Annotated in this window: 16 protein-coding genes; 8 read left to right on the top strand and 8 right to left on the bottom strand. The window is 65.2% G+C overall.

The window, feature by feature from the left end; translation table 11 throughout:
- Positions 1 to 114 precede the first annotated feature (114 nt).
- From ACX0GZ_RS02690 to gntA, 5 genes are all read right to left on the bottom strand, one after another.
- A complete protein-coding gene (locus tag ACX0GZ_RS02690) occupies positions 115 to 1,512 on the bottom strand; it encodes a UdgX family uracil-DNA binding protein (protein ID WP_458813071.1) in 1,398 nt (465 codons plus the stop codon).
- 133 nt (positions 1,513 to 1,645) lie between these two features.
- On the bottom strand, positions 1,646 to 2,893 hold the full coding sequence (locus tag ACX0GZ_RS02685; RefSeq protein ID WP_458813069.1) for a putative DNA modification/repair radical SAM protein: 1,248 nt from the start codon (positions 2,891 to 2,893) through the stop codon (positions 1,646 to 1,648).
- Between the two features lie 50 nt (positions 2,894 to 2,943).
- Positions 2,944 to 3,774: a CE1 family esterase gene (locus ACX0GZ_RS02680; RefSeq protein ID WP_458813067.1), complete on the bottom strand. Its 831-nt coding sequence runs from the start codon at positions 3,772 to 3,774 to the stop codon at positions 2,944 to 2,946.
- A gap of 98 nt (positions 3,775 to 3,872) precedes the next feature.
- Positions 3,873 to 4,469, bottom strand: a complete 597-nt coding sequence (locus tag ACX0GZ_RS02675) for a DUF1989 domain-containing protein (RefSeq protein ID WP_458813304.1) — start codon at positions 4,467 to 4,469, stop codon at positions 3,873 to 3,875.
- Complete coding sequence (gene gntA / locus ACX0GZ_RS02670) at positions 4,466 to 5,152, bottom strand: guanitoxin biosynthesis heme-dependent pre-guanitoxin N-hydroxylase GntA (protein WP_458813065.1); 687 nt, start codon at positions 5,150 to 5,152, stop codon at positions 4,466 to 4,468. The genes ACX0GZ_RS02675 and gntA overlap by 4 nt, the downstream gene beginning before the upstream one ends.
- Before the next feature lie 111 nt (positions 5,153 to 5,263).
- Between gntA and ACX0GZ_RS02665 the strand changes: the two genes are divergently transcribed.
- Together ACX0GZ_RS02665 and ACX0GZ_RS02660 are read left to right on the top strand one after the other, a co-directional pair.
- The gene (locus tag ACX0GZ_RS02665; RefSeq protein ID WP_458813063.1) at positions 5,264 to 5,722 is read left to right on the top strand and encodes a MarR family winged helix-turn-helix transcriptional regulator; all 459 of its coding nucleotides are present in this window, start codon (positions 5,264 to 5,266) and stop codon (positions 5,720 to 5,722) included.
- A gap of 38 nt (positions 5,723 to 5,760) precedes the next feature.
- Positions 5,761 to 6,138: a Rap1a/Tai family immunity protein gene (locus tag ACX0GZ_RS02660; RefSeq protein WP_458813061.1), complete on the top strand. Its 378-nt coding sequence runs from the start codon at positions 5,761 to 5,763 to the stop codon at positions 6,136 to 6,138.
- Here the strand turns inward: ACX0GZ_RS02660 and ACX0GZ_RS02655 are convergent.
- Positions 6,132 to 7,148: a YihY/virulence factor BrkB family protein gene (locus ACX0GZ_RS02655; protein WP_458813059.1), complete on the bottom strand. Its 1,017-nt coding sequence runs from the start codon at positions 7,146 to 7,148 to the stop codon at positions 6,132 to 6,134. The two genes, ACX0GZ_RS02660 and ACX0GZ_RS02655, sit on opposite strands and share 7 nt — an antisense overlap.
- A gap of 258 nt (positions 7,149 to 7,406) precedes the next feature.
- Here ACX0GZ_RS02655 and ACX0GZ_RS02650 point away from each other — a divergent pair, with 258 nt between their 5' ends.
- From ACX0GZ_RS02650 to ACX0GZ_RS02625, 6 genes are all read left to right on the top strand, one after another.
- Positions 7,407 to 9,539 (top strand): autotransporter assembly complex protein TamA, encoded by a 2,133-nt coding sequence (locus ACX0GZ_RS02650; protein WP_458813057.1) that lies wholly within the window; start codon positions 7,407 to 7,409, stop codon positions 9,537 to 9,539.
- Complete coding sequence (locus tag ACX0GZ_RS02645) at positions 9,539 to 13,774, top strand: translocation/assembly module TamB domain-containing protein (RefSeq protein WP_458813055.1); 4,236 nt, start codon at positions 9,539 to 9,541, stop codon at positions 13,772 to 13,774. The genes ACX0GZ_RS02650 and ACX0GZ_RS02645 overlap by 1 nt, the downstream gene beginning before the upstream one ends.
- Positions 13,775 to 13,950: 176 nt before the next feature.
- A complete protein-coding gene (locus tag ACX0GZ_RS02640) occupies positions 13,951 to 15,420 on the top strand; it encodes a flavin-containing monooxygenase (RefSeq protein WP_458813052.1) in 1,470 nt (489 codons plus the stop codon).
- A gap of 207 nt (positions 15,421 to 15,627) precedes the next feature.
- Entirely contained in the window at positions 15,628 to 16,407 is a 780-nt protein-coding gene (gene otsB / locus ACX0GZ_RS02635; protein WP_458813050.1) for a trehalose-phosphatase, read from the top strand.
- Positions 16,404 to 18,203 (top strand): glycoside hydrolase family 15 protein, encoded by a 1,800-nt coding sequence (locus ACX0GZ_RS02630; protein ID WP_458813048.1) that lies wholly within the window; start codon positions 16,404 to 16,406, stop codon positions 18,201 to 18,203. The genes otsB and ACX0GZ_RS02630 overlap by 4 nt, the downstream gene beginning before the upstream one ends.
- On the top strand, positions 18,200 to 19,591 hold the full coding sequence (locus ACX0GZ_RS02625) for an alpha,alpha-trehalose-phosphate synthase (UDP-forming) (protein WP_458813046.1): 1,392 nt from the start codon (positions 18,200 to 18,202) through the stop codon (positions 19,589 to 19,591). The genes ACX0GZ_RS02630 and ACX0GZ_RS02625 overlap by 4 nt, the downstream gene beginning before the upstream one ends.
- Positions 19,592 to 19,682: 91 nt before the next feature.
- On the opposite strand, the gene ACX0GZ_RS02620 is transcribed toward ACX0GZ_RS02625, so the two are convergent.
- Together ACX0GZ_RS02620 and ACX0GZ_RS02615 are read right to left on the bottom strand one after the other, a co-directional pair.
- Positions 19,683 to 21,161 (bottom strand): lipopolysaccharide biosynthesis protein, encoded by a 1,479-nt coding sequence (locus ACX0GZ_RS02620; protein WP_458813044.1) that lies wholly within the window; start codon positions 21,159 to 21,161, stop codon positions 19,683 to 19,685.
- Positions 21,158 to 22,384, bottom strand: a complete 1,227-nt coding sequence (locus ACX0GZ_RS02615; RefSeq protein WP_458813042.1) for a GNAT family N-acetyltransferase — start codon at positions 22,382 to 22,384, stop codon at positions 21,158 to 21,160. Before ACX0GZ_RS02615 ends, ACX0GZ_RS02620 begins: the two co-directional genes overlap by 4 nt.
- Positions 22,385 to 22,494 lie beyond the last annotated feature (110 nt).

Here is a 22,494-nt window from a genome sequence, read left to right as displayed (position 1 = left end):
GTTTCGAGCGAAGTCGAGAAAGGTTGGCGAGGCGTGCGTAAGCGTTTCTCGACTTCGCTCGAAACGAACGGCTAAGGGGTAGCAATCAGCAAAGCGGTGCGCTGAGCCGCATCGCTATCCCGCACCCACCCGCGCAGCCGCCATGCCGATTTCCTCGACAAAGCGGTGATATTCCTCGTCTGCCTGCACCGCGTCGGGCAGGCGAAGGAGATAGCTGGGGTGGATCGTCACCCAAACCTCGCCGCCATCGGGTAACGCGTGAGGCTGGCCGCGCATCGCCTTGATCGTCACCGCCTTGCCGAACAGCGAGCGGGCCGCAGTCGCGCCAAGCGCCAGCGTGATTTGCGGGCGGACCAGCAGGCGTTCCTGATCGATCCACCATCGGCATGCCTCGATCTCGCCGGTATCGGGTTTCGAATGGATGCGGCGCTTGCCGCGCGGTTCGAATTTGAAATGCTTGACCGCGTTGGTCAGGTAGATCGTCGATCGATCGACCCCGGCTGCCGCCAGTGCCTCATCGAGTTTCTGTCCGGCGGGTCCGACGAACGGGCGTCCGGCCAGATCTTCCTGATCGCCGGGCTGTTCGCCGACCAGCATCAGCGCGGCATCGACCGGGCCTTCGCCAAACACGGTCTGCGTCGCGTGTCGGTGCAATGGGCAGCGCGTGCAATGCGCCGCCTCGTCGCGCAGCTTTTCCCATGCGACCAGGCTGTTGCCGCCGGGCCTGCGGCGCGACGCTTCGACCATGCCAACCTCGCGCGCCTGTGCGCCCGCGATCAGCGCCGGGATCAGCGCAGTTTCGGGCATGTTCTTCCAGTATTTGCGCGGCATTTCCTTGGTCATCGCGCCGATCTTCACGCGGGCGGGATTGAAGATTGATGCGTAATAGGTGCGCCACATCTCCTCCAGCGGATCGCCCTGCGGTGCATCCGCCTGCGTCGCGCCGGGGCCTTCGGTCAGCCGCTCGCCATCCCAGTGGATCGACAATTCGGGGGTCAGGATCGACCAGTGCATCGACGCGAAGCGCCGGACGAAGAACCCTGCATTGGTCCGCACGATATGATGATCGGGCTCGAACCAGGCGACGAAGCGGGGTTCGGCACCCGGCTCGGCGGCGATTTCGCGGAAGCGGACGAAGGCGCGCATCTTGTGGATGTCACGTCGCACCGACTTTGCCATGTCCTCGATCCGGCGGAGCAGCGGGTCGGCGCGGTCGCCCATGCTGCCGGGCCGCGCGCGGAGTTGCAGCAGCAGCGTATAGAGCAGGGCGAAGCGTTCGGGATCGCTGTGGCAGATCGCCGATTTTGCCAGCGTCACGAAATCGCGCGGTACCGAGAACGCGCCCTCGGGAGCATCGTCGGGCGCATCGGCATCGGCGGCAAACAGGTCGCCCGGCACGTCGCCCACTTGCCAGACGATATCGGCAGGCGCGACCTTCGCCAAGGCAAAGCGACGCGCGGCGTCGCGCCACCCGTCGAAATCATCCTCATCGGCAAGATAGGCGATGTGCATCAGGGGGACGCGCCCGTCACTTTAACCCCCGGTCGTTTCGAGCGAAGTCGAGAAACGTGGGGCAAGCGCCAAGATCGCGTTTCTCGACTTCGCTCGAAACGAGCGGGGGGGCATGCATTTCGGCACCAACCGATCAGGCGGCAAAAAGTTCGAGTTGCTCGCGTTTCGGCGCCACGATCGGCTCAAGGTTGGCGCGGTCGCCGAGCAGAGTCGGCCGCCATCCGTCAGCGATCAGGAACGGGCGCAGCTTGGCGATCGATACGGTCAGCCGTGCGACATCCTCGATTCGCAGCCGCCGCCAGCGGCGCGCGGACAAGATGCCATTAACCGCCTTAACCCCCAAGCCCGGCACGCGAAGCAGCATTTCGCGCGGGGCGCGGTTCACATCGACGGGAAAATGCTGGCGATGCTTCAGCGCCCAGGCGAGCTTGGGGTCGATATCGAGCCGGAGCATCCCCGACGCATCCGTCGCCGCGCCGACTTCCTGCGGGGAATAACCGTAGAATCGCATCAACCAATCGGACTGATACAGCCGGTGTTCGCGCATCAGCGGCGGGCGTTGCAGCGGCAACACGCTGCTGGCGTCGGGGATCGGACTGAATGCCGAATAATAGACGCGGCGCAGGCCGAATTTGCCATAAAGACCGCTGGCGGTGGTGACGATATCGGTATCGTTGGCGCTGTCGGCGCCGACGATCATCTGAGTCGATTGGCCTGCGGGCGCGAAGTTGGGCGCGGACTTGAACCGCTTGCGCGCATCATGCCCGTCCTCGATCGAGCCCTTCATGTGCCGCATCGCGCCTTCGATCCGCGGTGCCGACTTTTCGGGTGCGAGCCGAGACAGGCCGGAAACCGTAGGCAATTCGACATTGATCGACACGCGGTCGGCATGCAGCCCGGCGGCGTGCACGAGCGCCGGATCGGCGTCGGGAATGGTTTTCAGATGGATATAGCCGCGGAACTGATGATCCTCGCGCAGCCGCCGCGCGACCTCCACCAATTGCTCCATCGTGTAGTCGGGACTGCGGATGATGCCCGACGACAGGAACAACCCCTCGATATAATTGCGGCGATAGAAGGAGAGGGTGAGGTCGACGACCTCCTCGACCGTAAAACGAGCGCGCTGAACGTTCGAACTCTTGCGATTGATGCAGTAATGACAATCGAACACGCACGAATTGGTCAGCAGAATTTTCAGAAGCGAGATACAGCGGCCATCGGGGGCGTAGCTGTGACAGATGCCGCTGCCCTCGGTCGAACCGAGGCCGCCTTTCTTGCCACTCGAATCGCGCTTGGACGTGCCTGACGACGCGCACGACGCATCATATTTGGCGGCGTCCGCCAGGATAGAGAGCTTTGCGCGGGTATCGAGGCGGGACATTTATGTTCTAATAATGTTCTTCGCCCGCAATGTCCAGTTCGCGGTTCGTTTCAGTGGCTTGTTCCGCCCCGGCGATGTCGTGCGAAGAACGCCCACATCGCGTCATTGTCGGCCACGGTCCAGTTGTGGCCGCCATCGGTATCGATCACCGATACGACCTCGGAGCGCGCGGTGCATCCGCCGCGCGCGTCGACGATCACGTCGGCAGCGCGGTGGTAGCGGGGAAGGGCGGGGCCGCAGCGGTTGATCGTCGCCCAACGCGCGACCGCAGTGTCGAGGCTGTAGCCCCAGCGCGCGCCTTCGCCGCCTGCATTGGGGTTGGTGCGATCCGCGCCGCCCGAAAACGCCATGACCGGCATTGGGTTGGTTGGCGTGCAATTGGCTTCGTCTACCTGGGTCAGATCTTCCGGGCGGGCGCGGCCGGCGCGCAGGCCCACGACCGGCGCGATCGCGGCGATCCGGCCGGACAGCGCGCAGCCCAGCCACGAACTCATGCGACCGCCGCCCGACAGGCCGGTCGAATAGACGCGCGTCTTGTCCACGCAGGCGCGCGCGGCAAGCGTATCGATCAGCGCGGCGGTAAAGGCGACGTCGTCGGCATCGTCCGGCCCCGGCACGTCGCCAGTGATGGTGGGCACGCCGGGGATGTTCCAGACAAACCCCTTGCCGTCATTGACCGGGATGCCCGCATCGGGCGCGGCGACGATGAAGCCGTGCTTGTCGGCGGTCGCGGCCATGCCCGAACTTTTCAGCTGTTCGGCGCCGCGCGATCCGCTGCCGTGAAGGTTGAGCACCAGCGGCATCCGCGTCCGGCCGTCATAGCCGGTCGGCAGATGCACCAGCACCTGTCGCGTCGTTCCACCCGAGGTGACGGGGATCATATTCTCTCCCGGCTGCAAACCCGGCCCGCACCCCTGCGCCGCGGCGGGAGCAGCGATCGCGAGCAGGGGAAGGGCAAGGAAGGGCAGTCGCGAAGTCGTCAATCGGAACACGGCTCAATCCGGTAATGAATGGGCTTGAAACTGCCGCCGTTCGAATCGGGAGCGGAGCAGGCGGTCAGGCCGATTACCAGATCGATCGCGGCGCGAAAAACGATGCTGTCGCCCGCCTTGCTGATCGGCGGCAGCACGCGCAGCCTTCCCGTCTCGCCATCAACGGGCACGTTCATGAAGCAATTGAACGCGGTCGGAATGCGATCGGGCGTCACCCCGTAAGGGGCCAGCGCCTCGGCCAGATTGCCGAAACAGCCGCGATGGCGGTCCAGCTTGGGATAGAAATGATCGAAGGTATCGACGCTGCACGGGGTCAGCAGGAAATCGTGACGCCCGACGCTATCGGCGACGATTTCCAGCAGCACGTTCGAACGGTTCGAATAGAGCTTGTGCCCGGTCGTCAGATAGATCGTCTCCGCATAATCGAAGGTGCGGCCCGACGAGATCACCTCGTCGATGTCGGCGGCGTTGAACGCCAGCAGGTCGGCGACCTGTTCGCCGCGCGGGTCGATGACGTGCAGCAATTCGCCCGCCTTCAGTTTGAACGCGGTGCCCGATCGTTCGGGAATGTGACAGGTCTCTATGGCTTTTCTCCGCGATATTCGAATGGCGCCTGCCAGTCGGGATCGACCATGCGCCCGCTATACTGCCGGGCTTCGCTTGCTTCGCCGTGGCGCGCGAGCATCGGGTTGCGGCTGCCCGCCAGCCCCTCGTCGCGCACCAGAATCTTTTCGCGCATCCCTTCATATTTACCCTCCGCGCGTAGCGTTTCGAACTGGTCGTGGAGGTTGAAGATGATCGCGGGTCGATCGAACCGGCGCGCCGGGCGGCTGGCGTTGGGATGGAGGCCGACGAGGAAGAATGCCGAGCCGCCGAAGCTCAACGAAAAATGCGGGTTGGCGGGATCGGGGCTGACCGCGGCGTCATAGGCCTGGCCGCGCCATACATCCTTGTCCGACAGCGACTGGACACGCTTCCACAGCGCCGCTTCGAACTCGGCCTCGGTCAAATCGCCGGGGCCGTCGAACACCACCGCAAAGCTGCGGAACAGCCCCGGATCGCGGCGATAATCCTCGGCCCATTTCAGCAGGCCGTCATGAATGCGCAGATCGTCCCACGCGCTGTCGATCCGATCGCAGGCAAGTACGGCCAGCGTACCCCTGGCGAGCGCCGCCTTTGCACCCACGCAGGGAAACTCGTCCGCCTTCACATGCGCGAACAGCAGCGCTTCCAATTTTTCCTGCGCGTCGTGCCTCCAGGCAAACATGGATCAAGATTCCTAGGATTTCCGTGGGTTGTATCGCCCCCATTACGATTCCGCCGGTGCAAAGGTTCCGTTCGCTGGACGGTTTCGGAGCGATGCTACATGATGCGGGCGATGACGACATTGCGCCTCGACAATTTCCTGCCCTATCGCCTGTCGGTGGCCTCCAACCGCGTGTCGGACATGATCGCGCGCAGCTATCGCGCACGGTTCGGGTTGCGAATCCCCGAATGGCGGATGATCGCGGTGCTCGCCGAAAGCGGGGGCATGACGCAGCAGGCGCTGACGCACCGGACGCGGATGGACAAGGTGACCGTCAGCCGCGCGGCGATTGCGCTTGCTGACCGCGGTCTGATCGAACGCCTGCCCAACGCCGCCGACCAGCGGTCGCACCTGCTGGCGCTGAGTGCTGAGGGGCGGGCGCTGTACGAGGAGATCGCACCGCTGGCGATCGAGACCGAAAAGCGGCTGTTCGCGGGATTTGCGCCGGACGAAGTCGAGCGATTGGCCGCGATGCTCGAACGATTGGAAGCAGCAGCGGAAACGCTTGGGCGCGAAACCGCGACGGAGTGAGTTTGCGCAGGCATCGTGATCCGCTATCCCCTGCCGCCATGAAAACCCTGTTCCTCGCGTTCACCGCATTGGCGCTCCACGCCGCCCCCGCCATCGCGCAGGAAGCCAGGGCGCCCGGCGTGTTCAAGACCGGCGAGCAGCTGTATCAATCCTGCATTTCCGCCGTGGCGAGCGACGTGAAGGCGTGCGACTGGTATCTGATGGGCGCGCACGACATGGCGGCGATGGCGCGCGATCTGGGCTGGATCGACCGGGACAATTTCTGCATGCCGCGCGATGTCGACATCGTCCGGCTTCGCGGGCTGGCGGTCGAATTGTGGCGCGATAACGCCGACAGCCGCCGATATTCGGCGGTCAGCGCGGCACTGAACGCGATCACCGCTGCCTATCCGGGGGCGTGCAAGGCCGATCAGTAACGGTCGCGGCGCGGCTTCACCTGACGCTTGCTGGGCAAGGTGTCGGCCATCGTCGCACCGCGTTTGCCCAGTGGGCGTTCGTGTCCGATGGTGGTGTCGATGCCGGTCTGGCGTTCGGCCTCGGCATTGATTTCCGCGCCGATCAGCACCGCATAGCTCGACACGAACAGCCACATCAGCAGCACGACCACCGCGCCCAGCGCACCATAGGTCGCGTTATAGTTGGCGAAATTGGCCGCATAGACGCCGAATCCCAGTGTCGCGACCAGCCATAACAAGGTCGCCGCCACCGAACCGACCGACAGCCACTGCCACCGCGCCCGCGCGCGATCGGGGCCGTAGCGATAGACGAAGGCGAACCCGGCGCTCGCGATGGCACCTGCCACCAGCCACGTCACGGTCTGGATCAGCACGACCCCGGTCGGGCCAAGCACTTCAACAAATGTGCCGAGATAACCGAGCGCCCCCGCCGCAAGCAGCCCGACGATCGCCGCCAGCACCGCGCCGACCGTCAACAGTGCGGCGAGCAAGGTGGTTTGAAAGAAGTTCCGCTCATCCTCTTCCTCATAGACGACGTTAAGCGCCTGGATCATGGCGCTCGCCGCGCGCATCGCGCCGAAGATCGAGATGGCCAGCGCGACGACCAGGCCCAGCCCGGCCTGTTCGGCAGCGGTGGTGACGACCGCGATCAACTGATCCTCGATCAGCCGCGCCGCATCGACGGGGACGATTTCGAAGATCGTGTCCATGTGCCGCCCGACGGTCGAGGGATCGGCGATCAGGCCATAGGTCATGACGATCGCGCCCAGCAAAGGCACGAACGACAGAAACGCATAGAAGGCGACGCCCGCGGCCATCAGCGTCAGGTTGTGAAAACCGTTCATCGCATAGACGCGCAGCAGGATCGCGCGCCAGGCGGGCCAGGGATGCTGCCAAGGCCGCGTCGATTCGATGCCCGGAATCGGCTTGTTCTCGTCGCTTTGTCCGGTCGCGTCGGTCGTATCGGTCATCGGCCCTGTTCCCCTTTTTCGTTTCGCCAACGCGCCCTGTGGCCATTTGGATGCAGTGCGGCAGAAACTTTCGCCAATGAATCTAAGCGGATGGGAAAATAGTTATGGATCGAATAACGACGAGGATCGTTCGGGCCATGTTCGTGCGGGGTTCATTTGGGAAACTCTCCGCGCGGGCGAAGGGGGAACTGCGTGATTTCATCGGGTCGTGATCGTGTCGTCTTGAGCGCGTTGCTCGGCGTCGCCTTCATTCCAGCCTTGGCTATCGGCGCGCCCGCATTCGCGCAAACGGCGGCCCAAAACACGCCCAGCCCGACCCCCGCGCCGCAGACCACGCCGCCGCCGGTGGCGGAGGCCGATCCCGATGGCGATGCGCCGGTGATCCCCGATGCCGAATTCGAGGAAGCGGTGCCCGAGATCACCGACGATATCGACGCGCCGATGGAGCCGATTTCGCCGTCCGCGCAGACCGTGCAGCCGATTGCGCCGCCCGATCCCGATGCGCCGCTCAACGATCCCGAAACGCTGGCGCCCGCCGTGCCTGCACAGGACGCGGCGGAACTGAGCCAGCCGCTGCCGCCGATCGACAGTTTCGACACGACGCCGGTCGAGGTGGCGGGGGTGGAAGCCGAAACGGCGACCGAACTGCGGTACGACGTGGTGGTCAACGGCCTCGACGAACTCGACCTCGACGGGCGGTTCCGCGAATTGTCGGCGCTGGAGGAAGGCGACGGGCGCGCGGCGAATGCGACGATGGTCGCGGCGCGCGCACGCGAGGACGAAGGGCTGGCGGTACGGCTGCTCCAGTCGCTCGGCTATTATGACGCGACCGCGCTGTCGGTGATCGAGCCTGCGACCGAGCAGCAGCGGCTCCGCGCCGTCATCACCGCGACGCCGGGCAGGCGCTATGATCTCGGTTCGATCGACATCAGGGCGAACCCGGTGACGCCGCCCGACCTCATCACCGCGAACCTGCCGCTAAATGTCGGCGATCCGATCGAGGCCGACCGGATTCAGGGGGCGGAAGCCAATGTCAGCCTGAAGCTGCCCGAAAACGGATATCCCTTCGCCCAAGTCGGCCAGCGCGACATCCTGCTGGACGAAACGACTTTCACCGGCGCCTATACGCTGCCGGTCGATACCGGTCCCCGCGCGTCGTTCGGCGGCATTCGAACCGAGGGCAACACCGTATTCGACGTCGATCATATCGAAGTGCTCAGCCGGTTCGAGCGCGGCGAACTCTATGATAGCCGGATGGTCGACGATCTGCGGCAGGCGCTTGTCGCGACCAGCCTGTTCTCCACCGTTTCGGTCGAGCCGGAACGGACCGGCGAGACGGCCCCCGACGGCACCGAATATGTGACGATGCTGGTGCGGCAGGACGCCGGGCCACCGCGCACATTGGCGGGCGAGGCTGGCTTTTCGACCGGCCAGGGCTTCCGGCTGGAGGGAAGCTGGACGCACCGCAACCTGTTCCCGCCCGAAGGCGCGCTGATCGCATCGGGCGTCGCAGGCACGCAGGAACAGGGGCTGGGCATCACGTTCCGCAAATCGAACTGGAAGCAGCGCGATCGCACGCTGCAACTCCGAGCCTCGGCCAGCCGCCAGGATTACGAGGCCTATGAGGCGTTCACCGGCGTCTTGTCGGGGCGCGTGTCCTATGATTCGACGCCGATTTGGCAGAAGCGTTTTACCTATGCCTATGGTCTCGAACTGATCGCGACCAACGAGGATCGTTATGATTTCGACCTCGCCGAGCGGGTCCGCGACACCTATTTCGTCGGGGCAGTCCCACTGTTCGCCGGGTTCGACACGTCGGACGATCTGCTCAATCCAACGAGCGGCTATCGGCTCAAACTGAACCTCAGCCCCGAAGCCTCGATGAATGACGGGACGCGGCCCTATGTGCGGGCGATCGTCGAGGGGACGGCCTATTACCCGTTGAGCGACAGTCTGGTGATCGCGGGCCGCGCACGCGCGGGCACGATCCAGGGGATCGAGCGCGATGCATTGGCCCCGTCTCGGCGCTTCTATGCGGGCGGTGGCGGGTCGGTGCGCGGCTTCGGCTTCCAGCAACTGGGTCCGCAGACGCCCGAGCTGAACGAGGACGGCGAGCCTGCGCCGAGGCCCATTGGCGGGCGGTCGTTCAACGAATTTTCGATCGAGGCGCGCTATCGCTTCGGCAATTTCGGGATCGTGCCGTTCCTCGACGCGGGCAATGTCTATGAAAGCGAGTTCCCCGACGCGAGCGGCTTGCGGTTCGGCGCAGGCATTGGTGGGCGTTTCTACACCAATTTCGGACCGTTTCGCATCGACGTCGCCACCCCGATCGGTCGTCGCGAAGGCGAACCGCGCGTCGCGCTCTACCTCTCGATCGGGCAGGCCTTCTGATGGTCGAGGATACGCCCCCGGTCGCAGACCAGCCCATCCATGAAGAGCGCGTCGTGGTGCGCCGTCCGCTGTGGCAGACGATCGCCAAATGGACCGGCATCGTCATCGGCAGCCTGGCGCTGCTGATCGTCGCGACGATCTTCGTCATCAATACCGGACCCGGCAAGCGGTTCGTGGTCGAACAGATTGCCGGATACGAGCTGGAAAACGGCCTTAATGTCCGCATCGGTCGGATCGACGGGTCGCTCTATGGCGCGATGACGCTGCGCGACGTGCAGGTCTATGACCAGCGCGGCATGTTCGCGGCGTCGCCCGAAATCAATCTCGACTGGCGGCCGTTCAAGTTCATCAACAACCATGTCGACGTTCGGTCGCTGACCAGCCCGCTGATCCGGCTCGACCGTCTTCCCGAACTCCGCCCCTCGACCACGCCGACCGATCCCGATGCGCCGCTGCTCCCCGATCTCGATATCGACATCGGCGAACTGCGCATCGATCGACTCGATATCGGCGCGGCGGTCAGCGGTGAGCGGCATGTCGCACAGATCAACGGGCGTGCGCGGATTGCCGACCGGCGCGCGCAGCTGGTCGCAGATGCGCGCACACTCGATCTGGCGGATGCGGCGGGGGGCGACCGGATCAGCCTGCGCCTCGACGCGGTGCCCGACGACGACAAACTCGACCTCGCGCTGCGCATCGATGCGCCGCAGACCGGTTTCATCGGCCGCATGGCGTCGCTCGAAGCGCCGCTGGCGGTCGCGATCGGCGGGCGCGGGGCGTGGTCGAACTGGCAGGGCAAGGCGGTCGGCACGCTGGGCGGCGCGCAGCTTGCCAACCTGAACCTGACGGCGCGCGACGGCGCGATTCAGGTGCGCGGCGGCGTGCGGCCCGGCCTCTATCTCGAAGGTCCGGTCGAGCGGCTGACGGCGCCGTTCATGCAGGTCGGGATCGACGCGACGCTGGACGAGCGACGCGCGGATACGCGGATCGCGCTGAGGTCTGATGCGCTGATGGTGCGCGCCAATGGAGGGCTCGACCTCGGCAACAGCCGGTTCGAAAATTTCCGCACCGAAGTCATGCTGCTGACGCCGGGTGCGATCGCGGAAAATCTCAATGGTCGGTCGGTGCAGGCGGCGGTCGTACTCGACGGCCAGTTCGCGACGCCGACGGTCGATTACAAATTGCAGGCCGCGTCGATCGGCTTCGGCGATACGGTGGTCGAGCGGCTCTATGCAGAGGGCCGCGCGACGATCGATGCCGACCGCATCCTGATCCCGGTCAACGCGCGCGCGCTCCGCGTCAGCGGGCTGAACGCGGCGGTCGGCGGGCTGGTCACCAATGTCCGTATCCAGGGCGACCTGGCGATCAGCGGCAGCCAGATCCTGTCCGACAATCTGGCGATCCGGTCCGACCGGGTGAACGCGACCGCGATCGTCGTCGCCGATATGGCGACCGGGCGCTACACCGGCGCGCTCAAGGGGCGGGTCAACAATTACATGATCGACGGGATCGGCATCGTCGATCTCGAAACCGATGCCGATCTCTATACCGCGCCGCAGGGCGGGTTCGGGATCCGCGGTCGGGTGTCGGCGCGGACGCAGCAAATCTTCAATGACGGCGCCCGCGAGTTTCTGGGCGGCAATGCCTATCTGTCGGCACAGGTCGCGCTAGACCCCGACTTCATCGTCAACGTGTCGCGCATCCGCATGAACGCGCCGCAATTCCGCATTACCGATGGGTCGGGACGCTACGATCCGGCGGGGCCGATCGCTTTCAACCTGAGCGCTGTGTCGAATCAATATGGCCCGCTGACCGCGACCGCATCGGGCACGCTGACCGCGCCGGTAGTACGGCTGCGCGCGGCGCGCCCCGGTGTCGGCATCGGCCTGGTTGATCTCGACGCGACCTTGCGCGGACAGGGCAATGGCTATGCCGTCGTCGCATCGGGTGGCACCAATTACGGGCCGTTCGATGCCGATCTGCTGATCGCCACCGCGCCGACGCTGACCGTCGACATCCGGTCGGGGACGTTTGCGGGCATGGACCTGTCGGGCCGGGTGCAGCAGACCGCTGCCGGGCCGTTTGCGGGGCAGGTGCGCTTTGCGGGTTCTGGCGTCAACGGCCTCGCGACGCTGGGCGCGCAAGGGCAATATCAGGCCGCCAACGTGCAAGCACGCGCCTATAACGCTCGCATTCCGGGCCAGGCGGAGATGACCATCGGTCGCGCGATCATCGATGCGCGCGTGGTGCTCTATGACGACGCGCCCGCGATCGTCGCCGATGCGCAACTTGCCAATTTCCGCTCGGGCCAGTTCGTCGTCCAGCGCGGCCGCGCGAAGGTCGATTATCGCGGCGGTCGCGGCACCGCGCAGCTGCTGGCCGAAGGATCGACCGGTGTGCCATTCCGCGTCGCCGCCAACGCGCAATTGACGCCCGAACTCTATACGATCGCGTTGCAAGGCCGCGGCGACCGCGTCAATTTCCGCACCGGCACGCCGATGCGTATCCGCCCCGAAAGCGCCGGATACCGTTTGCTGCCGACTCGCATCGATTTCGATCAGGGGACGATGCGGATCGCCGGGCTGTACGGCGACGGTCTCGCGATGCAGGCACGCCTCGACAAGATGGACCTCGCCGTCATCAACGGCTTCGTCCCCGGTCTGGGATTGCAGGGCAACGCGACCGGCAGCCTGGACTTCACCCAGCCGAACCCGAGCGCGTTTCCCGATGCGAATGCGCAGCTCAACATCACCAATTTCCGCCGCACCAGCCTGGCGGCGGTATCGGATGCGGTGAACATCGCCTTCGTCGGCGCGCTCGAACCCGAAGGCGGCAGCGCCCGGGCGCTCATCAAGCGCGGCACGACCACCATCGGCCGGATGAATATCGGCCTCAACCCGTTGCCGCCGGGCGCGGGCAGCTGGACGACGCGGTTGCTCGCCGCGCCCTTGTCGGGCGGCATCCGCTATAACGGGCCTTCCGCCGTGCTGTTCTCGTTCGCAGGCCTCCCCGATCAGCAATTGTCGGGGCCGATCGGGGTCGCCGCCGATTTCTCCGGCCGGGTTCAGGCGCCGCAGCTGACCGGCATCGTGCGTGCGTCGAACCTGACCTATACCAACGAAACCTATGGCACGCGTCTGACCAACATGCGGCTCGACGGGCGGTTCACCAACGACCGGTTCGAACTGACCAACATGACCGCGCGTGCCGGGCAGGGCACGGTTCAGGCACAGGGCCGCGTCGGGCTGGGGTCGGATGCGGGCTTCCCGATCAACATCGTCGCCAAGCTCGACAATGCGCAGCTTGCCGAAAGCGATGCGCTGGGCGCGGATGCGACCGGCACGATCCAAGTCGTCAACGACGGCGAAGGCGCGCGGGTCGTTGGCGATCTGGTGATCCCCGAGGCACGCTATGTCGTGATCCGCCAGGGAGCGGCCGAAGTCCCGACGCTGACCGGCGTGCGCCGCCGCAGCGACGCGCGTAACCGTCAGGAAGCGGAAGAACGCGCCGGACCGCCGGGCCTGTTCGCGCTCAATATCCGCGTGCGCGCCGACAACCGCCTGTTCGTCAGCGGCATGGGTCTCGAATCCGAATGGTCGGCGGACATCCGCATCCGCGGCACCTCCGCCAACCCCAGCGTTACCGGTCGCGCCGACGTGATCCGCGGCACCTACAGCTTTGCCGGCAAGCGGTTCGAGCTTGAACGCGGGCGGGTGCGGTTTGAGGGCGGACCGATCGGCAATCCCGTGCTTGACATTCTCGCGACGACCGAGGCCGAAGGGATCACGGCCAGCATCGCCATCACCGGCAGCGGCCAGAACCCGCAGATCGCCTTCACCTCGACACCTGCGCTGGCGCAGGACGAAGTGCTGTCGCGGCTGTTGTTCGGAAGTTCGGTGACGAACCTGTCGGCGACACAGGCGATCCAATTGGCTTCCGCCCTCAACGGGTTGCGCGGCTCTGGCGGCGGACTGAACCCGCTGGGTTCGTTGCGTTCGGCAGCGGGCATCGACCGGTTGCGCATCCTGGGCGCCGACGAGGCCAGCGGGCGCGGCACGGCGCTGGCAGCGGGCCAGTATCTGACCGACGATATCTATATCGAGATCATCACCGACGCCCGCGGCTTCACCGCCACCCAATTGGAGGTCGCGCTGAGCCGGGCGCTGAGCATCCTGACCCAGACCGGGTCGTTTGGTGGGTCCAGCCTGAACGTGCGGTATCGCCGGGACTATTAAAGACCGCCGTCGCTGCGAGCGGAGCGAAGCAATCCATCGTGCACAACTGGATTGCTTCGCTACGTTCGCAATGACGAAGGCGGCGGCGATACTCACACTCATGTCAGTTAACGGTTGACCTGATCCCGCTTTTGCGATGCCATGCGATTCGAACGCGCGGTATGGGATTTGGGCGGATGGTCGAGCATTTCGACGTGGTGATCGTGGGTGCCGGTATCTCCGGCATCGGCGCGGCGTGGCATCTGCAAAACCGCTGTCCCGACCGCAGCTTCGTCCTTCTCGAAGGGCGCGAGGCGATCGGCGGGACATGGGACCTGTTCCGCTATCCCGGCATCCGGTCGGATTCGGACATGTACACGCTGGGGTTCGGCTTCAAACCCTGGACCGCGGCCAAGGCCATCGCCGACGGCCCGGCGATCCTGTCCTATCTGAACGAGACGGTCCGCGAGAACGACATCGATCGGCACGTCCGGCTGTCGCACCGGGTCGTGTCCGCCGAATGGTCCACGCCGGATGCCCGCTGGACGGTGGAGGTCGATCGCGCGGGCGAACGAACGCGGTTCACCTGCAATTTCCTCCACCTCTGCTCGGGCTATTATAATTACCAGCGCGGCCATTCCCCCGAATTTGTCGGCGCGGACGATTTCTCCGGGCGCATCGTCCACCCGCAATTCTGGCCCGACGACCTGGTCTATGCCGACAAGCGCGTCGTGGTGATCGGCAGCGGCGCGACTGCGGTAACGCTGGTCCCCGAAATGGCGAAGCAGGCGGCGCACGTCACCATGCTCCAGCGCTCGCCCACCTATGTCGTGTCGCGCCCGTCGGAGGATGCGGTCGCGGAATGGCTCAAGCGGCGTCTGCCACCCAAGGCCGCCTATGCAGCGGTCCGATGGAAGAACGTGCTGCTCGGCCAGTTCTTCTTCAGCCGCGCGCGCAAATACCCGGCCAAGGCGAAGGAGCGGCTGCTCGGCTGGGCGCGCGAGCATGTCGGCGAAGAGATGGTCGCGAAGCATTTCACGCCGACCTACAATCCGTGGGATCAGAGGCTGTGTCTGGTCCCCGACGCCGACCTGTTCGCCGCGCTCAAGAAAGGCGACGCGTCGGTAGTGACCGACCGGATCGACCGCTTCACGGCGGACGGCATCCTGCTCGAATCCGGTGAAACACTGCCTGCCGACATCATCGTCACCGCGACCGGGCTGGAACTGCAATTGATGGCGGGGATCGAACTGGCGATCGACGGGACTCGCGTCGATCCGGCCAAGTCGCTCAATTACAAGGGAATGATGTTCAGCGACATCCCCAATCTCGCGCTGTCGTTCGGTTATACCAACGCCAGCTGGACGCTGAAGGCCGATCTGACCGCAGGCTATCTGTGCCGGTTGCTCAACACGATGCGCGAGCGGGGGCTTCGCCAGGCGACGCCGCGACTGGGCGACGAGCCCTTGGAGGTCGTGCCGTTCCTCGACTTCACCTCGGGCTATGTTACCCGCGCGATGGACAAGTTTCCCAAACAGGGGAGCAAGGCGCCGTGGCGGCTGCACCAGAATTATCTGAAAGACGTATTCGCGCTGCGCCACGGATCGATCGACGATCACATGGAATTTTCGAATCCCGAGCCGGACAAGGCAAAGCGCGCGGCTTAAAGCGCGGACTGTTCCAGCCCCCGTCATCGCGAGCGCAGCGAAGCAATCCAGAGCCCCGCGTGTGACTCGCTGGATTGCTTCGCTATGCGCGCAATGACGAAGCTAGGCACGCGATGCCGCCACTTTTTTCGCTATCGCAACAAATAATCGGGAACCCTTTGGGGCGCGGCTGCATTGGCCCTTCATCCTGGGAGGCAAGCAATCGCAATGACCGCTTCGGCGCAGACCGAGAACCCGTGCGCCCCGATGGGCGACCCTCTTTTACGCCCGCCGCTCGACCTGTTGAGGGGGGCGGCGCTGTTCCTCGATTTCGACGGCACGTTGGTCGATATTCAGCCGCGTCCCGATGCGGTGTCGGTCGATGACCGGCTGCACGATCTGATTGCGACGCTGGCCGACCGGCTCGACGGGCGGGTGGCGATCGTCAGTGGGCGGTCGATCGATCAACTCGACGCGCTGTTCGGCGGGCTGACGCTGGCGACCAGCGGCAGCCACGGCGCCGAGCTGCGCGCGGCAGGCGGGACGGGGGATGTTCCCGACCGGCCGGGGTCGCTCGACACGATTGCCCTGACGCTCCAGCGGTTTGCCGACGCCAATCCGGGGACCGAGGTCGAGGTCAAGAGCTTCGGCATCGGCCTCCATTATCGCGGCGCGCCGCATATGCGCGATGCGGCGGACGCGCTGACCCGCGAACTTGCCGACGCCGCCGAGCTATCCCGTCAGGAGGGCAAGATGGTGTTCGAGGTGCGTGTTCCCGGCGACAAGGGCGCTGCGATCGCACGGTTTCTGGACGACGCGCCGTTCGCGGGCGCGCGACCGGTGTTCATGGGCGACGACCTGACCGACGAACCGGGCTTTGCGGCGGTCGCCGAACGCGGCGGCGCGGGCATTCTGGTGGGGCCGCCGCGCGATACGGCGGCGACCTATCGGTTGGACGATGTCGGCGAGGTGCTCGACTGGCTCGCTCAAGCGGCGGAGGCGGCATGACCCAGCCCACCCTCGACCTGTGGCCGATCGGCAATTGCCAGGTGTCGGCATTGATCGACACGAGCGCGCGCTTCGTCTGGGGCTGCGTCCCGCGAGTGGACGGCGATCCGCTCTTTTCTTCGCTGCTCGACGGGCACGACCCGGAAAAGAACGGCGCGGTCGGGTTGTGGGCGATCGACATGATCGACCGCGTGTCGGTGACGCAGGAATATCGGCGCAACACGCCGATCCTGGTATCGACGCTGACCGACGCGCATGGCGGCGCGATCGAGATCATCGATTTCTGCCCGCGCTTCGAACGGCTGGGGCGGATGTACCGCCCGGTCGCATTCGCGCGGATCGTTCGCCCATTGCGCGGCAGCCCGCGAATCAAGGTACGGCTGCGCCCGACGCGCGGCTGGGGCGATCCGGCGGTGCAGACCACCAGCGGGTCGAACCATATCCGCTATCTGCTCGAAGGGTTGCAGCTGCGGCTGACCACGACCGCGCCGGTCGGTGCGCTGACCGACGAGCGGGTGTTCCGGCTCGAAAAGCCGCTGCACTTCTTCCTCGGCCCCGACGAGAGTTTCGGCGGCGACATTGCGATCACGATCGAGGAGATGCTGACCTACACCACGCGTCACTGGCAGAACTGGTCGCGCGGCCTTGCCACGCCGTTCATGTGGCAGGATGTGGTGATCCGCTCGGCGATCACGCTGAAGCTGTGCCAGCATGAGGAAAGCGGTGCGATTGTCGCCGCGCTGACCTCCTCGATCCCCGAACATGCCGGGTCCGAGCGGAACTGGGACTATCGCTACTGCTGGATCCGCGACGCCTATTACACCGTCCAGGCGCTGAACCGCGTCGGCGCGCTCGACGTGCTGGAGGGCTATCTGGGTTACCTCCGCAACATCGTCGACGAAGCGAAGGGCGGTTATATCCAGCCGCTCTATTCGGTGCTTGGCGAAGCCGAATTGACCGAGGTTCAGGCGCCGCGGCTGGCCGGGTATCGCGGCATGGGACCGGTGCGTGTGGGCAACGAGGCCTATGTTCAGGTCCAGCACGACGCGTACGGCCAGATCGTGCTGTCGAACGTCCAGGCCTTTTTCGACGAGCGCCTGTTCCGCATGGCGGGCGAGGAAGATTTCGAAAGCCTGGAACGCGTCGGCGAGCGCGCGTGGGAATTGCACGACAAACCCGATGCGGGGCTGTGGGAACTGCGCACGCGGCAATCGGTCCATACCTATTCGACCGCGATGTGCTGGGCGGCGTGCGACCGGCTCGCCAACGCTGCCGAGCGGCTTGGGCGCGAGGATCGCCGCGATTTCTGGCAGGACCGCGCCGACCGGATCAAGGCGACGATCCTGGACAAGGCATGGCGGCCCGACACCAACCGGCTGTCGGCGACCTTCTCTGGCGACGATCTCGACGCCAGCCTGATCCAGCTGCTCGACCTGCGCTTCATCGCACCCGACGATCCCAAGTTTCTGGGCACATTGGAGGCGGTCGAACATGGGTTAAGGCGGGGCAGCCACATGCTGCGCTATGACACGGAGGATGATTTCGGACTGCCGGAAACCGCGTTCAACGTCTGTACCTTCTGGCTGATCGAGGCGCTGCACTTCACCGGCCGCGACAAGGACGCGCGCGAACTGTTCGAAGAAATGCTGTCGCGCCGCACCCCCGCTGGGCTGCTTTCAGAAGATATCGACCCTGTCACCGGGGAATTGTGGGGCAATTATCCCCAGACCTACTCGTTGGTCGGCATGATCAATTGCGCCGTACTGCTGAGCAAGCCCTGGAGCGCGATCCGTTGAGCCGCCTGATCATCATTTCGAACCGGGTGTCCGCGCCCAAGGAGAAATCCGGCGCGCAAGGGGGACTCGCGGTCGCGCTGTCGGCGGCGCTGCGCGAATATCGCGGATTGTGGTTCGGGTGGTCGGGCGACGTCACCCGCAAATTCACCGGCCAGATCAATTTCGAACGCGTCCAGGGCGTGACGACCGCGACGATCGACCTGGAACAGCAGGATGTCGAGGAATATTACAACGGCTATGCCAACCGCACGCTCTGGCCGCTCTTCCACTACCGCATCGACCTTGCCGAATATGAGCGCGGCTTTGCGGGGGGCTATGAGCGGGTCAACGAACGCTTCGCCGATACGGTTCGGCCGCTGATAGAGCCCGACGACGTAGTGTGGGTGCAGGATTATCATCTGTTCCCGCTGGGCCATGAACTCCGCGCGCGCGGGTGCCAGAACCGGATCGGTTTCTTCCTCCACATTCCCTGGCCGCCGCGCCGCCTGCTCGGCACGCTGCCCGAGGCGGCCGATCTGGTCAAAAGCCTGTTCGCCTATGATCTGGTCGGCTTTCATACCGAAGAGTGGCTCGACAGTTTCCGCGACTATGCGATCAAGGATCTTGGCGCGGTCGAAAGCGAGGACGACGTGCTGCTGCTCGATGGACGTGCGCTGCGGGTGATCGCGGCGCCGATCGGGATCGACACCGAGGAATTCGTCGAAGCATCCAAGACCCCGATTGCCCGGCTCGCCAATCGCCGAATGCGCGACAGCGCCGACGGGCGCGACATGATGGTCGGGGTCGATCGGCTCGACTATTCGAAGGGACTGGAAGAGCGCTTCCTGGGATACGAACGCTTTCTCGCCGAGCATCCCGAGGAGCGCAAGGAAGTGTTTTTGCTCCAGATCGCGCCACCGTCGCGCGGCGAGGTCGAAAGCTACAAGAAAATCCGTGCCTCGCTGGAGGGCATGTCGGGACGGATCAACGGCGCGTTCGCCGACACCGACTGGGTGCCGATCCGCTACGTCAACCAGGGTTATCCGCGCGCGCAACTCGCCGGTATTTACCGCGCGGCGAAGATCGGCCTGGTGACCCCGCTTCGCGACGGGATGAATCTGGTCGCCAAGGAATATGTGGCGGCGCAGGATCCCGAAGACCCCGGCGTGCTGATCCTGTCGCGCTTTGCAGGGGCGGCAAAGCAGCTTGAGGGCGGCGCTGTTCTCATCAATCCGTACAGCGCGGAGGAAATGTCCGACGCGATCATCAAGGCGCTGAAAATGCCGCTGCGCGAACGCAAAAAGCGCTGGCGAGCGATGATGGACAATGTGGAACAGGAAGACGTGATCTGGTGGCGCAAACGCTTCACCGATGCGTTGATGGGTGAGCGGGCGACCGCCGAGGTTTAGGCGCTTTATCCTGCCGTCATTGCGAGCGCAGCGAAGCAATCCAGTTGCGGGACCCTGGATTGCTTCGCTGCGCTCGCAATGACGACTGCGGTTAGCGATTGCGAAGGAGCAGCCAGGCCTCGGTCACGGTATTGCGCGCGAACAGCCAGAGCAGTGCGGCATAAGCGACCGCGCCCGCGCTCGCGAGCACCAGCAGGTGCAGCAGGGGGGAAAGCACCGGTAATAGTTCGTCCACCCCGACCACCACCAACCCCATCGCCAGTGCCGCCAGCCCCCCCGGCGCGACCGCCGCCCCCAAGACTCGCCACGATGCTCCGATCACCGGCATCGACCGGATCGCCGTCACCAATGTCAACGCCGCCATCCCCGTCATCCACGCCATCGACAGTCCGGCAATTCCCCACGCGATTCCCACGGCGAACGACACCGGCAGCAGCAACCCCCCCGCGATCGAATTGCCGAGCGCAATCCCCGGCTTGCCCAGCGCATTGGTCGCAGGCGCGAACAGAATTTGCAGCGTCAGGAACGGCATGGCGAGCGCCAGGATCGGGATGATCGCCGCCGTCTCCACCCATTTCTCGCCCAGGAACGTCAGCACCATAGGTTCTGCGGTCGCGGCCATGCCGACATAGGCGGGCATGGTGACCAGCAGGATCAACCGCACCGTCTTGATGAAGCCCTGCGCCAGCATCGCCCGGTCGTCCTGAATCTGCGCGTATGCCGCAAACGCAACCTCGTTCAGCGCAGGCACGAATTTGGACGCGAGGATCTGGGTGAGGAACAAGGCGGTGGTGTAGATGCCGAGATCGTGCGCCGAGAGATACCGCCCGCCGATGAACACGTCCGACTGGCTCTGCACGAACCAGAAAAACTGGACGAGCATCATTGCCCCGCCGAAGCGGAACAGATGAGTGGACCCGCGAAAATCGAAGCTGGGCCACATCCAGGCGCGTGCCGCCCAGCTCATCCCGATTCCCTCGGCAAAGAAATAAACCGCAGGGGCGGCGACCAAAGTCCACACGCCCCAGCCGGTCGATGCGCAGGCGAAGGCGGTGAGCGCGCTCAGCGTCGCCGACACCATCCGCACCTGAGCCTGCCGCTTGAAATCCATCCGCCGAGCGAGCAGCGCGCTGGACAAGGCCATGAACGGGTTGGCGATGTAGAGGATCGCCTGCACCCTGAGCAGCGTCGCCACCACCGGTTCGTCGAAATAATCGGCCGCCAGCGGGGCGAGCAGGAATTGCGCGGCACCCAGACTGAAATTGAGCAGCACCAGCATCCCGAACACCTGGCGCTGCTGGTGGTGGGTGCAGGCTTCGTCGCGCACCAGGGCCGAGGCAAAGCCCCAGCCGTTCATCAGGTTGAGGAGCACCAGCACGACCTGAGTCATCGCGAACAGGCCGTAATCTTCGGGCTCCAGCAGGCGGATGACGAGGAAAGTCGATGCCCACATCACAAGCTGCGCCGCAAACTGGCTGCCCGATCGCCAGAATACCGCCGACCGCACGCGCGCGATCAGGCCGCTCGCGCGGTCCTCGGGCGCGGCCTCGATGGGCGTCTGGATCGTCATTCGACCAGCGCGATCGAGGTCGCGGCGATCATGCCGGCCAGCAAGATCTGTTCGAGATTGCCGACGGGGTCGCGCTTCCTCGCGCCTTCGGCCGCCGCCGCGATCAGTTCGTTGTTCCAGGGTTCGTGGGGCGAATCGTCGTCGGTGTCGGCGCGCTGTCCGCTTTCCCATTTCAGGCGCAGCAATGCGGCGGCGGAGCGGTTGCGGACGAACAGATAATCGTGGATTTCGGAAGACGGCTCGGCGCCGATCTCGCGCTTGTAGCCGCTGTCGCCGGTGCCGAAATCGACGTGCGCGATGCCGGCTGCGCGGGCGTCGGCAAGCTGGTGATAGGTCACGATCTTGCCCACGCGGTAGTCACCGAATGCGGCGTCGAAGCTCGATGCGATGGCATATTGGCGGTCGCCGGAGACCAGGTCGAAGCTGAACGCGATGGGCTTTTCGTCCAGCCACAGGATCGTCGCCGAGAGTGCGTCCGCGAGTACCGGATCGGCCACCACCCGCTGCCAGATGTCCCGTTGGTCGGCGCGCAGGAATTTCGCGCCGCTGCCGTCGGTGCCGGTGCCGACCCAGCTCGCAGCTTCGATTTCGGCAAGTGACTGGAACACGCTGGTCGTCCAGCCCGTACCACGCGCCGTTTCCAGCCGGACCTCGCCCAGCGCCTCCAGCTTGCGGCGGTATCCGCTCAGCCGTTTCAGCGTCGATTTGCGCGGCCAGTCCGGCTTCGTCAGATCGAGCGTGAAGCTGCGTCCGGCGCTGCGGGTCAGGACCGTCCAGCGCGCGCGTTTCGCCGCGCGGACCAGTGCCACCGTCGCCGGTTGGTCGGCATAGACCGGCCCCATCCGCCACATCGGCGACAGCGACGCGCGGGCACCGGCATGGGCCAGCATCGCCGCGAGTTCGGACCAGCTTGCGTCCGCTGCCACGACGGCCGAACGGAATGGCCAATAGCTGCCCGGTACGTTGCCGAGGCCGATCATCATCGGTCCGACCGGGGCGATCGGGATCGCGGCGATGGGCGATCCGTCTAGCCTGCGCCCGACCAGCGTCGACCCACCCTCGGTCGCCGCCGCCGCGAACCAGGCGGCGCGCAGGAATTGCTGGCCGTCATTCGCGCGCGCCGCCAGCGCGTCGATCGCTGCGGGGAACCCGGCGTAGAGATCGACGTCGACCGCGCTCGTCCGGCGCGCGCCGATCGTGGTGATCCGGTCGATCGCGGTCACGGTTTGCTGTCCCAGGGAAACACGCGTTGCTGCATCCTTTGGCGGATTAGCGCCAAAATCCTAAGAATCGTAAAAGCGCGCGCCCATGCTGGATCGTTCGGTGCGGTGTC

This window comes from Sphingomonas aestuarii (assembly GCF_054457155.1).
The sequence above is the reverse complement of the archived record's forward strand: the minus strand, read 5'-3'. Positions and strand labels throughout refer to the sequence as shown.